This window comes from Janibacter sp. CFPM2_SD2 (genome assembly GCF_057364645.1).
In genome coordinates this window covers 1-13,289 of the sequence record NZ_JBNFOF010000003.1, presented here as the reverse complement: position 1 = coordinate 13,289, position 13,289 = coordinate 1, and the positions used below count along the sequence as shown (strand labels likewise).

At 71.9% G+C, this 13,289-nt stretch carries 15 protein-coding genes and 1 pseudogene; 3 read left to right on the top strand and 13 right to left on the bottom strand.

Features of this window, described 5'->3' with window-relative positions; genetic code table 11:
- Window positions 1–81 precede the first annotated feature (81 nt).
- Window positions 82–447, top strand: a complete 366-nt coding sequence (locus AC2W7J_RS00555; protein ID WP_255186184.1) for a VOC family protein — start codon at window positions 82–84, stop codon at window positions 445–447.
- 49 nt (window positions 448–496) lie between these two features.
- On the opposite strand, the gene AC2W7J_RS00550 is transcribed toward AC2W7J_RS00555, so the two are convergent.
- The 5 genes and pseudogenes from AC2W7J_RS00550 to soxR all read right to left on the bottom strand — a co-directional run bounded on the left by AC2W7J_RS00550 (window position 497) and on the right by soxR (window position 3,410).
- Window positions 497–1,750, bottom strand: a complete 1,254-nt coding sequence (locus AC2W7J_RS00550) for a NupC/NupG family nucleoside CNT transporter (RefSeq protein ID WP_485980916.1) — start codon at window positions 1,748–1,750, stop codon at window positions 497–499.
- 70 nt (window positions 1,751–1,820) lie between these two features.
- Window positions 1,821–2,039: pseudogene (locus AC2W7J_RS00545) on the bottom strand (sigma-70 family RNA polymerase sigma factor); the annotation flags it as partial.
- A gap of 10 nt (window positions 2,040–2,049) precedes the next feature.
- Complete coding sequence (locus AC2W7J_RS00540) at window positions 2,050–2,376, bottom strand: sigma factor (protein ID WP_485980914.1); 327 nt, start codon at window positions 2,374–2,376, stop codon at window positions 2,050–2,052.
- Window positions 2,373–2,915: a hypothetical protein gene (locus AC2W7J_RS00535; protein WP_485980912.1), complete on the bottom strand. Its 543-nt coding sequence runs from the start codon at window positions 2,913–2,915 to the stop codon at window positions 2,373–2,375. The genes AC2W7J_RS00540 and AC2W7J_RS00535 overlap by 4 nt, the downstream gene beginning before the upstream one ends.
- Before the next feature lie 36 nt (window positions 2,916–2,951).
- Window positions 2,952–3,410 (bottom strand): redox-sensitive transcriptional activator SoxR, encoded by a 459-nt coding sequence (soxR, locus tag AC2W7J_RS00530; protein WP_485980911.1) that lies wholly within the window; start codon window positions 3,408–3,410, stop codon window positions 2,952–2,954.
- Between the two features lie 54 nt (window positions 3,411–3,464).
- Between soxR and AC2W7J_RS00525 the strand changes: the two genes are divergently transcribed.
- Complete coding sequence (locus AC2W7J_RS00525) at window positions 3,465–3,707, top strand: WhiB family transcriptional regulator (RefSeq protein WP_255185056.1); 243 nt, start codon at window positions 3,465–3,467, stop codon at window positions 3,705–3,707.
- A gap of 78 nt (window positions 3,708–3,785) precedes the next feature.
- Here AC2W7J_RS00525 and purD read toward each other — a convergent pair whose 3' ends face one another.
- A complete protein-coding gene (purD, locus tag AC2W7J_RS00520; RefSeq protein WP_485980910.1) occupies window positions 3,786–5,069 on the bottom strand; it encodes a phosphoribosylamine--glycine ligase in 1,284 nt (427 codons plus the stop codon).
- Between the two features lie 226 nt (window positions 5,070–5,295).
- On the opposite strand from purD, the gene AC2W7J_RS00515 reads away from it, so the two are divergent.
- Window positions 5,296–7,626: a HelD family protein gene (locus AC2W7J_RS00515; RefSeq protein WP_485980908.1), complete on the top strand. Its 2,331-nt coding sequence runs from the start codon at window positions 5,296–5,298 to the stop codon at window positions 7,624–7,626.
- A gap of 69 nt (window positions 7,627–7,695) precedes the next feature.
- Here AC2W7J_RS00515 and AC2W7J_RS00510 read toward each other — a convergent pair whose 3' ends face one another.
- From AC2W7J_RS00510 to AC2W7J_RS00480, 7 genes are all read right to left on the bottom strand, one after another.
- Window positions 7,696–7,875 carry a DUF5302 domain-containing protein gene (locus tag AC2W7J_RS00510; RefSeq protein ID WP_255185053.1) on the bottom strand — a complete coding sequence of 60 codons (180 nt, stop codon included), beginning with the start codon at window positions 7,873–7,875 and terminating at the stop codon, window positions 7,696–7,698.
- A gap of 95 nt (window positions 7,876–7,970) precedes the next feature.
- Complete coding sequence (locus AC2W7J_RS00505) at window positions 7,971–9,260, bottom strand: adenylosuccinate synthase (RefSeq protein WP_485980906.1); 1,290 nt, start codon at window positions 9,258–9,260, stop codon at window positions 7,971–7,973.
- Window positions 9,261–9,347: 87 nt separating this feature from the next.
- Entirely contained in the window at window positions 9,348–10,145 is a 798-nt protein-coding gene (locus tag AC2W7J_RS00500; protein WP_421008019.1) for a helix-turn-helix transcriptional regulator, read from the bottom strand.
- A gap of 269 nt (window positions 10,146–10,414) precedes the next feature.
- Window positions 10,415–10,819: a DUF3151 domain-containing protein gene (locus AC2W7J_RS00495; protein ID WP_255185050.1), complete on the bottom strand. Its 405-nt coding sequence runs from the start codon at window positions 10,817–10,819 to the stop codon at window positions 10,415–10,417.
- The gene (gene fbaA, locus AC2W7J_RS00490) at window positions 10,819–11,853 is read right to left on the bottom strand and encodes a class II fructose-bisphosphate aldolase (RefSeq protein ID WP_485980904.1); all 1,035 of its coding nucleotides are present in this window, start codon (window positions 11,851–11,853) and stop codon (window positions 10,819–10,821) included. Before fbaA ends, AC2W7J_RS00495 begins: the two co-directional genes overlap by 1 nt.
- Before the next feature lie 191 nt (window positions 11,854–12,044).
- Window positions 12,045–12,920: a hypothetical protein gene (locus AC2W7J_RS00485; RefSeq protein WP_485980902.1), complete on the bottom strand. Its 876-nt coding sequence runs from the start codon at window positions 12,918–12,920 to the stop codon at window positions 12,045–12,047.
- Window positions 12,917–13,225, bottom strand: a complete 309-nt coding sequence (locus tag AC2W7J_RS00480; RefSeq protein ID WP_485980901.1) for an aminotransferase class I/II-fold pyridoxal phosphate-dependent enzyme — start codon at window positions 13,223–13,225, stop codon at window positions 12,917–12,919. The genes AC2W7J_RS00485 and AC2W7J_RS00480 overlap by 4 nt, the downstream gene beginning before the upstream one ends.
- Between the last annotated feature and the right edge of the window lie 64 nt (window positions 13,226–13,289).

The window sequence follows — 13,289 nt, the reverse complement described above, 5'->3', positions numbered from 1 at the left end:
GGGCCTGCGCTGCCGGGGGTCGATCCGACCGTTCACCTCGCGGGTGTGGTGGCTGTCACACCCGGGTGCCATGCTCGGTGGATGGCACACGGAGACATCACGCACATCGACATCCCGGTCAGCGACCTCACGGCAGGCGCGGCCTTCTACAGCGGGCTCTTCGGCTGGCAGATCGCCGAGATCCCCGGCTTCGAGGGCTACCCCATGTGGCAGGCCCCCAACAAGATCAGCGGCGGCGGGCTGGCGCCCCGGGGCGAGGGCTTCGAGCATCCTCGCTCCTACGTCGAGGTCGACTCGATCGACGAGGTCCTCGCCAAGGTCGAGCAGGCCGGCGGCTCGGTCGTCATGCCCAAGTCACCGATCTCGGAGACGAGCTGGTTCGCCGTGCTCGCCGACCCGGACGGCAACCACATCGGGCTCTACGAGGGCACGACCGAGGCGGGCTGACCGTCCCGTCGGTGGCCGCACGGGGTGTGGCCACCGACGGTGGACCCGGTCAGCCGAGCATGATCCCGGCGATCGTCGCGCTCATGAGGTTGGCCAGGGTCGCGGCGAGGATCGCCCGCATGCCCAGGCTGGCGATGTCCTTGCGGCGGCTCGGCGCCATCGACCCGAGCCCGCCGAGCAGGATGCCGAGCGAGCTGAGGTTGGCGAAGCCGGTCAGGGCGAAGGTGACGATCGCCTGCGTGCGCGGGCTGTAGGACTCGACCTCGGGGCCGAAGTTCGTGAAGGCCACGAACTCGTTGACGATGACCTTCTGCCCGAGGAAGGACCCGGCGTCGACGGCCTCGTGCCACGGGACGCCGATCATCAGCATGATCGGCGCGAAGACGTAGCCGATGATCGTCTCGAAGGACAGGCCGGGGTGGCCGAACCAGCCGCCGACCCCGCCGATCATCGCGTTGAGCAGGGCGATGAGGGAGATGAAGGCGAGCAGCATCGCGCCGATGTTGATCGCGAGCTTCGCCCCGTCGGCGGCGCCGGCGGCGGCCGCGTCGATGACGTTGCGGTGCTCGGTGACGTCACCGAGCTCGCTCGGCGTGTGCTTGGCGGCCTCGACCTCGTCCTCGTCGAACTCGATGCCGGCCGCGACGTTGTCCGGCTCCTCGGGCACGAGCATCTTGGCCATGAGCAGGGCACCCGGGGCGGCCATGAAGCTCGCGGCGATGAGGTAGTCGAGCTCGGCGCCGAGCAGCGAGTAGCCGACGAGCACGGACCCTGCGACGGTCGCCAGACCGCCGACCATGACGGCGAAGAGGCCCGAGCGGGTCAGCCCGGCGACGTAGGGCCGGATCACCAGGGGAGCCTCGGTCTGGCCGAGGAAGATGTTGGCGGCGGCATTGGTCGACTCGGCCTTGCCCGTGCCCAGGACCCGCTGCAGCCCGCCGCCGAGCACCCGGACGACCACCTGGAGCCAGCCCAGGTGGAAGAGCACGCCGGTGAGCGAGGCGAAGAAGACGACGACGGGGAGCACCTGCAGCGCGAAGACGACGCCCTCGTCGGGCAGCAGGGGACCGAAGAGGAAGCTGATCCCCTCGGTCGCCGAGTCGATGACCGACTGGAAGCCGTCGGAGACCCACCGCAGCGCGGTGCGGCCCCACGGGACGAAGAGCACCAGTGCGCCGAAGCCGACCTGGATCGCCAGGGCCGGCAGGACGGTGCGCAGCCGGATCGCCCGACGGTTGGTCGACAGCGCGGCGGCGATGACGAGCAGGCCGAGCATGCCCGCCAGTCCCCAGATGACGTGCATGGTCCATCCCTCTCGTGGTGTGTCCGCGGACGCGTGCCCGCCCACACGAGCCGCTGCTCCTCGGTCGTGCTCATGACGCACTCCTCTCCGCCGCGCGGGGCGCGGGGTCGTCCAGGTGGGTGCGCATGCGGGCGAGCGCATCGCTCGTCGTGCTCTTGACCGTGCCCTCGCTGCACCCGATCGCCCGCGCGGTCTCGGCGACCGACAGGCCCTCGAGGTGACGCAGGACGACGCACGCGCGCTGGCGGGCGGTGAGCGCAGCGAGGGCGTCGTGGACGACGAGCCGGGCGTCGGTGGCCTCACCGGGGTCGACGCTGCCACCGTCGACGTCGTCGGCGACGACTCGCGCCCCAGCTCAGCCGGCGGCGCTCGGCGAGCAACGAACGCACGAGGGTCTGCCGCGCGTAGGCGTAGGGAGACGTGGCGCGGGCGACCTTGGGCCAGGCGACATAGAGCTTCTCCATCGTCGTCTGGACGAGGTCGTCGGCGGCGTGCGGGTCTCGGCTGATGCCGAGCGCCACCCGCCGCAGCCGGGGCATCGCCGATGCGGCGAACTCCCGGAAGTCGGCTTCGCTCGAAGACCTCACGTCACTCCCCTTCGCACCGACCGGGACGATCCCGGTCACCCATCCAGATGCGTCGAGCCCGCGATCGGTTGGGTCAGCGCCGGCGGCGGGCCAGCCGGCGGGCACCGGCGGCGCCGAGCCCGGCCTGCGAGGAGCACGGCCCCCAGCGGCAGCAGGACGGTCTCGTTGGCCACGCTGTAGAGCGGGGTCTGCAGCGTGACCGGCCCCTCGCGCCCCACCTCGGCGACGAGGCTCGCGCCGGCCCTGGTCGCCACGAAGAGACCGGCGGCGAGGGTGGCCAGACCGGCCACGGTCGTCCCGGACGACGACCAGGCGGTGAGCACCGCCCACAGCAGGGCCGCGACGACGAGCAGCACGAGCCCGCCGACGAGCTCGCCCCAGCCTCGCTCGAAGTTGACCCGGTAGGCCAGCGCCGACCGGGCGACGAGCAGTGCCCCACCCATCATCAGGAGCCACGGCACCACGGCGGCGAAGGGGGTGACCAGCCAGGCGACGAGGCGACCTCCACCCCCTTCGGTCCGGTCCTCGGCGCGCTGTGCGGCGGTCGTGGCGGTCGTGGTCCCGGGCTCCCCTGTCATGCGGCCATGCTCCCACCACGGACGGGCGAAGGGGGGTCAACACTCGTCGCGGAGTCCGGCCGGCCAGCGGCGGGCGCCCGGCCCCTCGCTGCCGCGCTCGTCGCCGGGGTTGTAGATCGGGCAGCTGCTCGTCGACAGGCAGCCGCAGCCGATGCACCCGCTCGTCGTGTCACGCAGCTCGACGAGGGCGTCGATGCGCGCCTGCAGCGCGTCGTGCCAGCGGCGCGAGAGGCGCTGCCAGTCACGCGCGGTCGGGGGCCGTTGGGCCGGAAGGGAGTCCAGCGCCTCGCGGATCTCGTCGAGGGACAGGCCGAAGCGCTGGGCCGCGCGCACGAGGGCGAGGCGGCGCAGCGTGTGCCGAGGGTAGCGCCGCTGGTTGCCCGGGGTGCGGGTCGCGTGGACCAGCCCCTTGGTCTCGTAGAAGCGCAGCGTCGGGACGCTCACGCCAGCCCGGGCCGCGGTCTCCCCGATGGTCAGCAGGTCCCGCGTGTCCATGTCCCCGAGGCTAGCGGTTGACCTCACGTGAACTTGAGGTTGGAGGGTGGACGCATGACACCGACGACCCCGCCGTGCCAGACCATGTCGCCCGAGCTGTGGTTCGCCGAGACACCCGAGGGCCTGGAGTACGCCAAGTCGCTGTGCGCCGACTGCCCGCTGCGGACGATGTGCCTGCAGGGCGCGCTCGAGCGCCGCGAGCCGTGGGGCGTGTGGGGCGGCGAGATCCTCCACGAGGGCACCGTCATCCCCCGCAAGCGGGTGCGCGGGCGCCCCCGCAAGGACGTCGCCGCCTGAACCCTGCACAACCCCAGGGTTCTGCAGGGTTCAGGGCCGACAACTCTGCAAGACCCTAGGGTTGTGCAGAGTTTGGGGTCAGGCGCGGATCTCGCCGCGGGCGGCGCGCAGGGCGATGTCGGTGCGGTGGTGGCCGCCATCGAGCTCGACGAGGTCGACGGCCGCGTAGGCCCGCTGGCGAGCCCGGGCGAGGTCGTCGCCGAGGGCGACGACCGACAGGACCCGCCCACCCGAGGAGACGAGCTGACCGTCGTTCGTCGTCGTGCCGGCGTGCAGCACGTGCACGTGCTCGGCGAGCTCGCCGTCGCGCAGCGCGTCGAGGCCACCGATCGGCGTGCCCGTGACCGGCTTGGCCGGGTAGCCCTCGGCCGCGACGCGACGGTCACCGCCGACTCCGGGCGCCAGCGCAGCGGGTCGTGCTCGTCGGAGCCGACCCTCGGCCGCTGCGGCGAGCAGCACCGCGAGCGGCGACTCGAGCCGGGCGAGCACCGACTGGGTCTCGGGGTCGCCGAAGCGCACGTTGAACTCGATGACCCGCGGGCCACGGGAGGTGAGGGCCAGTCCGACGTAGAGCACGCCGACGAAGGGGGTGCCCCGTCGCGCCATCTCGTCGACGACCGGCTGGGCGACCCGTGCGACGACGTCGTCGACGAGCCCCTCGGGGGCCCAGGTCAGCGGGCTGTAGGCGCCCATGCCGCCGGTGTTGGGGCCCTCGTCGCCGTCGAAGACGCGCTTGAAGTCCTGGGCGAGGTCGAGCGGCACGACCCGCTCGCCGTCGCAGATGCAGAAGAGGCTCGCCTCGGGGCCGTCGAGGAACTCCTCGATGACGACGCGACCGTCGTCCCCCTTCGCCAGGCAGGCCAGACCGTGCGCCATGGCGGCATCCCGGTCCTCGGTGACGACGACGCCCTTGCCTGCTGCCAGCCCGTCGTCCTTGACGACGAAGGGAGCGCCGAAGGCGTCGAGCGCCTCCGCGAGGTGCTCCGGCGTCGTGCACACGTGCGCCATCGCGGTCGGCACGTCGGCGGCGGCCATGACCTCCTTGGCGTAGGCCTTGCTGCCCTCGAGGCGCGCGGCCTCGGCACTCGGGCCGAAGCAGCTGATGCCGGCCTCGCGCACGGCGTCGGCGACGCCCGCGACGAGCGGCGCCTCGGGACCGACGACGACGAGGTCCACCTCGTGGCGTCGGGCCAGCTCGACGACGGCCTGCGGGTCCTCCGCGGCGACGGGTTCGGTGAGCGCGATCGCCTCCGTGCCCGGGTTGCCGGGGGCGGCGATGACGGCCGAGGCCGTCGGGTCGAGGGTGAGGGCGCGGACGAGGGCGTGCTCGCGGGCGCCGGAGCCGATGACGAGAACCTTCACGGGGGCGAGCCTACGGCCCTTCGGGACGGGCGCGGGCCCTCCCGTCGACCGACCGGCGAGAGGTCGCAGAACGCGAAGGGGGGCGCAGCTCGCGGCAGGCAGGGGGTATCTGCCGTGAGCTGCGCCCCAAGGTCGCGGGTCCAGACATCAGGGGGGACACCGACCGCGCGACCGTCGACCGTGGCCGACCAACTGATACTGACACCTTGTTGAGGGTGAAATCAAGATGGAGCGGACCAGTTCCTGCGACGACCCCCTCCGCAGGCCCCCACGACCCGCGCCATCGGGGCGCCGTCGCGAGCAACTAGACTCAGTCCTCCTGTCCAGCCGAAGGGGAGCACGAGGCCCTGTGACCGACACCCACGTCGATGCCGTCGCCGCCGAGATCGCCATCGAGCAGCAGCATCTCGACCGAGTCCACACCGAGCTCGCGAAGGCTGGGAAACGCGCTGATCTCGTGGCCGTCGACGGCATGTCGCGGGGTCGGACCGACCGCACCGGCGACGTCCGCGACGAGGAGATGTCGGGCCTCTTCGAGCGCGACGCCCTCGTCTTCAACGCCGCGCGCCGCATGGCCAGTCTCGAGCACCAGCACGAGGGCCTCGTCTTCGGCCGGCTCGACCTCGACCACGCCGCCGAGGGAGCAGACCAGTCGGACCGTGAGGTGCGCTACATCGGCCGTCTCGGCGTCCGCGACGACGACTACGAGCCCCTCGTCATCGACTGGCGGGCCCCCGCCGCCTCCCCCTTCTACCGCGCGACCCCGGGCGACAACCAGGGCGTCATCCGCCGGCGCGTGCTGCGCTGCCGCGGCGAGCAGGTCGTCGGGGTCGAGGACGACCTCATGGTCCCCGAGGCACCCGACGACCTCGTCGTCGTCGGCGACGGCGCGCTCCTCGCGGCCCTGACCCGCAGCCGCGGCCAGCAGATGCGTGACATCGTCGCGACGATCCAGACCCACCAGGACGAGGCGATCCGCGCGAGCGACCGCGGGATCACCGAGATCAGCGGCGGCCCCGGCACCGGCAAGACGGTCGTCGCCCTGCACCGCGCCGCCTACCTGCTCTACGCCAACCGGCGCCGATACGAATCCGGCGGCATCCTCGTCATCGGACCCTCCGCGGCCTACACCGCCTACATCGAGCGGGTGCTCCCTTCGCTCGGCGAGGACTCCGTGACGCTGCGCTCCCTCGGCGACGTCGTCGACGTCATCACGGCGGTGCGGCACGAGTCGCCCGAGGTCGCCGCGATCAAGGGCTCGTTGCAGATGCGCACCGTGCTCAACCGGCTCGCCGCGCTGCCCGTCCCGGGCGCCCCGACGAGCCTGCGCGTCATGGTCGGCGGCCTGCCCGTCCACCTCGACGAGCGCGAGCTCACCGACATCCGCCGGCGTGCGCTGCGCGACCGCACGCGCAACCAGGCGACCAAGCACGTGCGCGAGCTGCTCGCCGAGGCCGCTTGGCGGCAGGTGCGCGAGGGAGACCGCGACGAGTTCCTCGACGCCTTCGACGAGTCCATCGCGGTCGACGACTTCGTCGCCGCCTGGTGGCCGCAGGTCGACCCCCGCGAGGCGCTGCTGTGGCTCGAGGACACCGAGCTGGCCTACGAGGTCACCCGATCCGTCCTCAGCCAGGGCGACGCCGCCGCCCTCGCCCACGCCGCCCGCGAGACCCTCGAGCTCGGCACGTGGACCGTCTCCGACGTCGCCCTCGTCGACGAGCTCTCGGTACGCCTCGGCCAGGTCGAGGAGGCCGCCCCGGAGGAGCGCTCCTTCTACGAGATCGAGGAGCTCGACGGGGTCGCCGAGCTGCAGGCCATGGGCTCGGCGATCCGCGAGCCCGAGGTCACCCAGACGCTCAGCCCGACGACGGCCCGCGAGCGGCTGCTCCACGGCACCGTCGGTCGCTACAGCGACTACGCCCACGTCCTCGTCGACGAGGCCCAGGACCTCTCGCCGATGCAGTGGCGGATGATCGGCCGGCGCGGCCGCCGCGCCTCGTGGACCGTCGTCGGCGACGTGGCCCAGGCGTCGTGGCCCGATGTCGCCGAGGCCGACCGCGCTCGCGAGGAGGCCTACGGCACCCAGCCGCGCCAGGCCTTCCACATGACGACGAACTACCGCAACGCGCAGGAGATCTTCGACTACGCACGCGACGTCATCCTGCCCGTCGTGCCCGACGCCGACATCCCCGACGCCGTCCGCGAGACGGGCGTGCGGCCGCAGGACGTCACCTTCGGCGACGCCCTCGACACCTCGCGCCCCGACGTGGCGACCGTTGCGGCAGAGGCGCTCTCGCACCTGGCCGAGGAGGTCGACGGGTCGATCGCGGTCATCACGCCGCAGCGTCACGCCGAGGCCGTGCTGCCGCTCGACGGCACCCACGACGGCCGGGTCGTCGTCATCGACCCGCTGTCGACGAAGGGCCTGGAGTGGGACGCGACCCTCGTCGTCGACCCCGACGCCATCGTGCGCGAGGCCCCTGGCGGCGCGCGCGTGCTCTACGTCGTGCTCACCCGCGCGGCGCACCGGATGACGGTGCTGCGCCCGCTGGACTGACCCCCTTCGTCACACGCGAAACGCCCCGGGGCAGCAGGTGCCCCGGGGCCGTCCGTGTGGAGTGAGTGGTCAGCCGCTCTTGCGGCGGAACATCTGCTGGGTCGCACTGGTCTCGGCGCGGTGCGCGTCCTCGACCTTGCCGTGCGAGCCGTCGGGCGAGACATTCGCTCCGCCGTGCGACTGCTTCTTCTCCAGCGCTTCCCGGAACTTCGCCTTCACGTCCTCAGGAGCGCTCTCGTGGTTGCTCATGGGACCTCCCTTCGTCGGCGGCCGGGACCGCGGCTGCGACCCCGTGTGCCCACCTTCCAGCACGAAGGGGGTGAAGGCAACGCCTTTTCGTCGGGTCAGGCGTCGAGGAGGGGGTGGCGCTGGATGATCTCCTCGCGGCCCGGCCCGACACCGATCGCCGAGACTCGGGCGCCGATGAGCTCCTCGGCGCGCAGCACGTAGGCCTGGGCATTGGCCGGCAGCTCCTCGAAGGTGCGGCAGTGGGTGATGTCCTCCCACCAGCCGTCGAGGTACTCGTAGATCGGGGTGGCGTGGTGGACGTCGGACTGGTTGACCGGCATCTCCTCGACCCGCTCGCCGTCGATCTCGTAGGCGACGCAGATCGGCACCCGCTCGAGCCCGGTGAGCACGTCGAGCTTGGTGACGACGAAGTCGGTGACGCCGTTGATCCGGGTCGCGTAGCGGCCGACGACGGCGTCGAGCCAGCCGGTGCGGCGCGGGCGGCCGGTCGTCGTGCCGTACTCGTGGCCGGTCTTGCGCAGGAACTCGCCGTCGTCGTCGAAGAGCTCGGTCGGGAAGGGCCCCTCGCCGACGCGGGTCGAGTAGGCCTTGAGGATCGCGATGACCCGGCCGACGCGGGTCGGCGGGATGCCCGAGCCGGTGCACGCGCCACCGGCGGTCGCCGACGACGAGGTGACGAAGGGGTAGGTGCCGTGGTCGACGTCGAGCAGGGTCGCCTGGCCGGCCTCGAGCAGGACGTTCTTGCCGGCGTCGAGCGCCTTCTCCAGCTCGAGGCTGGTGTCGGCGACCATCGGGCGCAGCCGGTCGGCGTAGGAGAGCAGCTCGGCGACGACGGCCTCGGCGTCCGCGGCCCGGGTGTTGTAGATCTTCGCGAGGATCTGGTTCTTGACGTCGAGCGCGGCCTCGACCTTCTGCCGCAGGATCCCCTCGTCGAAGATGTCCTGCACCCGGATGCCGACGCGGTTCATCTTGTCGGCATAGGTCGGTCCGATACCGCGACCGGTCGTGCCGATCTTGCGCTTGCCGAGGAAGCGCTCGGTGACCTTGTCGAGCGTGCGGTTGTAGGGCGCGATGATGTGCGCGTTGGCGCTCACGAGCAGCTTCGAGGTGTCGACACCGCGCGCCTCGAGCCCGTCGAGCTCCTGGAAGAGGACCTCGAGGTCGATGACGACGCCGTTGCCGATGACCGGCACGACGCTCGGGGTGAGGATGCCCGAGGGCAGCAGGTGGAGGGCGTACTTCTCGCCCTCGATGACGACGGTGTGGCCCGCGTTGTTGCCCCCGTTGAACTTCACGACGTAGTCCACGTCGTTGCCCATGAGGTCAGTCGCCTTGCCCTTGCCCTCGTCGCCCCACTGGGCCCCGATCAGCACGATCGCCGGCATCGGTCCTCCTCGCCCACCCCGTGACGGGAGCGGGTCTCGACAACACATCAGCCGCGGGGCGGCCCCGCGGCTGCTGACGAGCACACTCTACCGAGGCGCCGCCCCGAGCCGACCGTCGCGCTCCAGCGCGACCCCGAGCTGGAAGCGCGTGCTCACGCCGTAGCGGTCCATGAGGGCGGCCACCCGGCGGCGCACGGTCCGCAGCCCGACGTGCAGGGTGCGCGCGATCATCTCGTCCTTGGCCCCGAGGGCCAGCATGCGGATGAGAGCGTCGTCGGCGCTCCCTTCGGGCACCTCGATCTCCGGGGAGACCGCCCACATGAGCTCGAACCAGCCGGCGAAGCACTGGACGAGCGCGGGGTTGCGGATGAAGACGTAGGGCGCGTGCGGGTCGCCCCACTCGGCCAGCGTCACGACGGCCTCGTCGCCGAGGACGAGGAACTCCGTCGCGACGAGGTCGGAGACCCGCTGCTCCTGGCCGGAGCCGCGCTTGGCGGCGAGCTCGGCCCGGGCGAGCTCGGTCTCGAGGACCCCGGGGTGCACGAGGGCACGTTGGCGCTGCCCCTCGACGGCACGGTCGCGCTCGTGGCGCGAGTTCGCCTCCTGCTGACCGGCCCCGGTGTCGGTCGAGAGGATGACGTTGTCGGTGCGGTCGACGTGGCCGGCGACCCGGTCGATCATCGGGGCCGCCATCTCCTGCGTGAGCACCTGGACGCCGGGGTCGTCACCGAGGTCGATGTTGTGCATCCGGGCGCGCAGCGTCATCAGGGCGTCGCCGATGTCGGCGAGCTGGTCCCGGGCCCGCTCGACGCGCAGGGTGTCGGAGGCGAGGTACTGCTCCAGCCGACGCAGCGGTTCGTCGTCGACAGGGTCATGTCCGGACATGAATGGCATGTTAGTGCCACTGGCCTCCTCGTGCCGTTTTCGGGGTGAACGTGGGGCGCAATCAGTCCTGCGGGGGCGCCGCGTTGGGATCAGGGGACTTCGAGCGGCGCTCCCCGCCTTGCTGTGGTGAGGCAGGGCCGCACAGCACCAGCAGACTTCCGGGCAGGGACACCGGACCGACGACGAAGGGCGTCACGACCAGTGGTCGTGACGCCCTTCAGGTGTTCCCTTCGAGACGGTCGCTGCGCGACCTCCTCAGGGACCGAAGCTCAGCCGAGCAGCGCCCGCGCCGCCTCGAGCGAGGAGTCGGTGAGGAAGGTGCGGCAGCGCGCCTCCTCGTCGCTCTCGCCGATCTCGCCGGCGGCCTGCGACAGCGCGGCGAGCGCCCGCAGGAAGCCACGGTTGGGCACGTGCGCCCACGGCACCGGCCCCTGGCCCTTCCACCCGGAGCGGCGCAGCGCGTCGAGCCCGCGGTGGTAGCCGGTGCGGGCGTAGGCGTAGCCCTCGATGGAGCGGCCGCCGTCGAGGGCGGCCTCGGCGAGCACCGCCCACGGCAGGGAGGACGAAGGGAGGTCCGCCGCCACCTTCGCGGCGTCCTCACCGGCCTCGATCCGCGCAGTCGCCGGGTCCTCGGGCAGCTTCGTCTCGGGGATGCCGAGCAGGTTGTCCACCATCAGGCCTTCACCGACGTCCCGGCCGAGCGGAGGTTCTCGCAGGCCTCGACGATGCGGGCGGCCATGGAGGCCTCCGCCTCCTTGCCCCACGCACGCGGGTCGTACTGCTTCTTGTTGCCGACCTCGCCGTCGATCTTGAGCACGCCGGAGTAGTTCTCGAGCATGAATCCGGCAACCGGGCGGGTGAAGGCGTACTGGGTGTCGGTGTCGACGTTCATCTTCACGACGCCGAAGTCGACCGCGTCGCTGATCTCCTGAGCGGTCGAGCCCGAGCCGCCGTGGAAGACGAGGTCGAGCGGGCGCTCACCGTGGTCCGTGCCGTACTTCGCGACGATCGCGTCCTGGCACTGCTTGAGGATCTCGGGGCGCAGCTTGACGTTGCCCGGCTTGTAGACGCCGTGGACGTTGCCGAAGGTCAGGGCCGTCATGTAGCGGCCCTTCTCGCCCAGGCCGAGCGCCTCGACGGTCGCGAGCGCGTCCTCGGGGGTCGTGTAGAGCTGGTCGTTGATCTCGTTGGCGACACCGTCCTCCTCGCCACCGACGACGCCGATCTCCACCTCGAGGATGATGTCGGCGGCCGCACTCAGCTCGAGCAGCTCCTGCGCGATGGTGAGGTTCTCGTCGAGCGGCACGGCCGAGCCGTCCCACATGTGCGACTGGAAGATCGGCAGGCCGGTGGCGTCCCGACGCTCCTTGCTCGCGGCGAGCAGCGGGCGGACGAAGCCGTCGAGCTTGTCCTTGGGGCAGTGGTCGGTGTGCAGGGCGATGTTGACGTCGTAGTTCTTCGCCACCTCCTGCGCGTAGGCGGCGAGCGCCAGCGAGCCGGTCACCATGTCCTTGATCGTCGGGCCGGAGAGGTACTCAGCGCCGCCGGTCGAGACCTGGACGATGCCGTCGCTGCCGGCCTCGGCGAACCCGCGGATCGCGGCGTTGAGCGTCTGGCTGGAGGTGACGTTGATCGCCGGGTAGGCGAAGGACCCGGCCTTCGCGCGGTCGAGCATGTCGCGATAGACGTCGGGAGTGGCGATGGGCATGGCGTGGGGCCTCCTGGCGCGGTGATCGGTGGTCTTGGCGCCGATCCTCGCAGATCGTCCTGCGCCCGACCACGCACCGTGGACGTTACGCGCGGGTACGGATATCAGTCGCCGGGCGACTGCCCGGCCACACCCGTCATCCCGGGGTCCCAGGGCATGTCGGCGTGAGACGTGGTCGTCGTACCCGCGGGTCACCTCACGACGGGCAGCGTGGCCGGCACGGTCGTCGCGACCCGCTGCAGCCCGAGCCGGGTGAGGATCGGCAGCGACTCCGGGGAGCAGTCCACCCGGACGAAGGGGAAGCCCCGCGCGCGGCCAGGCGGGCCCGCTCCGCGACGAGTGCGCGGTAGACCCCGCGACCGCGGGCGTCGGGATGGTCGACCGCCCCAGAAGGAGCAGAAGTCGGTGCCCGGCGAGTAGCGCACCCAGGCGGCGGAGACGATCTGCCCGTCCAGCTCGGCGACGAGCACGTCGAGCCCCTCGGGCGCGGCCCGCAGCTCCTCGCGCAGCCGGGCGCTGTGCCCGTCGCGCCGCCCCCAGACGACCTCCATGAGGGCCTCGATGCCGGCGAAGGCGGCATCGTCGTCCACCTCCACCCGCCGCAGGTGGACCCCCTTCGCCCCGCCGCGCCCCTGCCCAGAACTCTGCAAGACCTTGGGGTCTTGCGAAGTTGCGGGCCTGGAACTCTGCAAGACCTTGGGGTCCTGCAGGGTTGGCGAGGCGGGGTGGACGAGGTCCGCGACGCGTCCCAGGACGAACGCCTCGTCGTCACCGATCTCGAAGCCCCTGTCCCGCAGGCGGTCGAGCAGGTCGGCGGGCTCGTCGTAGTCGTAGGTCTTCCACTCGAGCTCCTGCCCCCGCCCGCGGAAGACGTCGACCTGACGGTCGATCCAGTGGTCGGGGGCCTCCCCCAAGCCGGCCGGGCACTCGACCATGGCGAAGCCACCCTTGTCTCGCGTCCAGGTGCGTCGCACCGGGCCGTCGGTGTCGATGACCAGCCCGGGGCGCGGCTCGTCCTCGCGCCCGGCGAGCCGGATCTGCTCGTGGAAGACCTCGAGGAGGGTCATCGCGCGTCCTGCCAGGCGATGATCCGGTCGAGCGCCTCGGCGATGGCCTCCGGCCCCGCGGCGAGCGACAGCCGCACGCAGTGCGACCCCTCGACCGGGTCGAAGTCACCACCCGGCGTCACGGCCACACCGGTCGCCTCGAGCAGCGCCGACGCGTACTCCCGCGCATCGGCGAAGCCCGCGAGCTGCTCCCCCAGGTCGGCCCAGTAGTAGAAGGCCCCCGTCGGCGGCGCGCGCGCCCCACCCGACGCCTCCGGGGCACCCCGGCTCGGACGCAGCCCATCGATCCGAACCAGTAGTCCCAACCTAAGAGGACCAGGCTTAGGAGAGCTGCCAAAGGCACTACACGGGGAAGGATCAGGAGGGGAT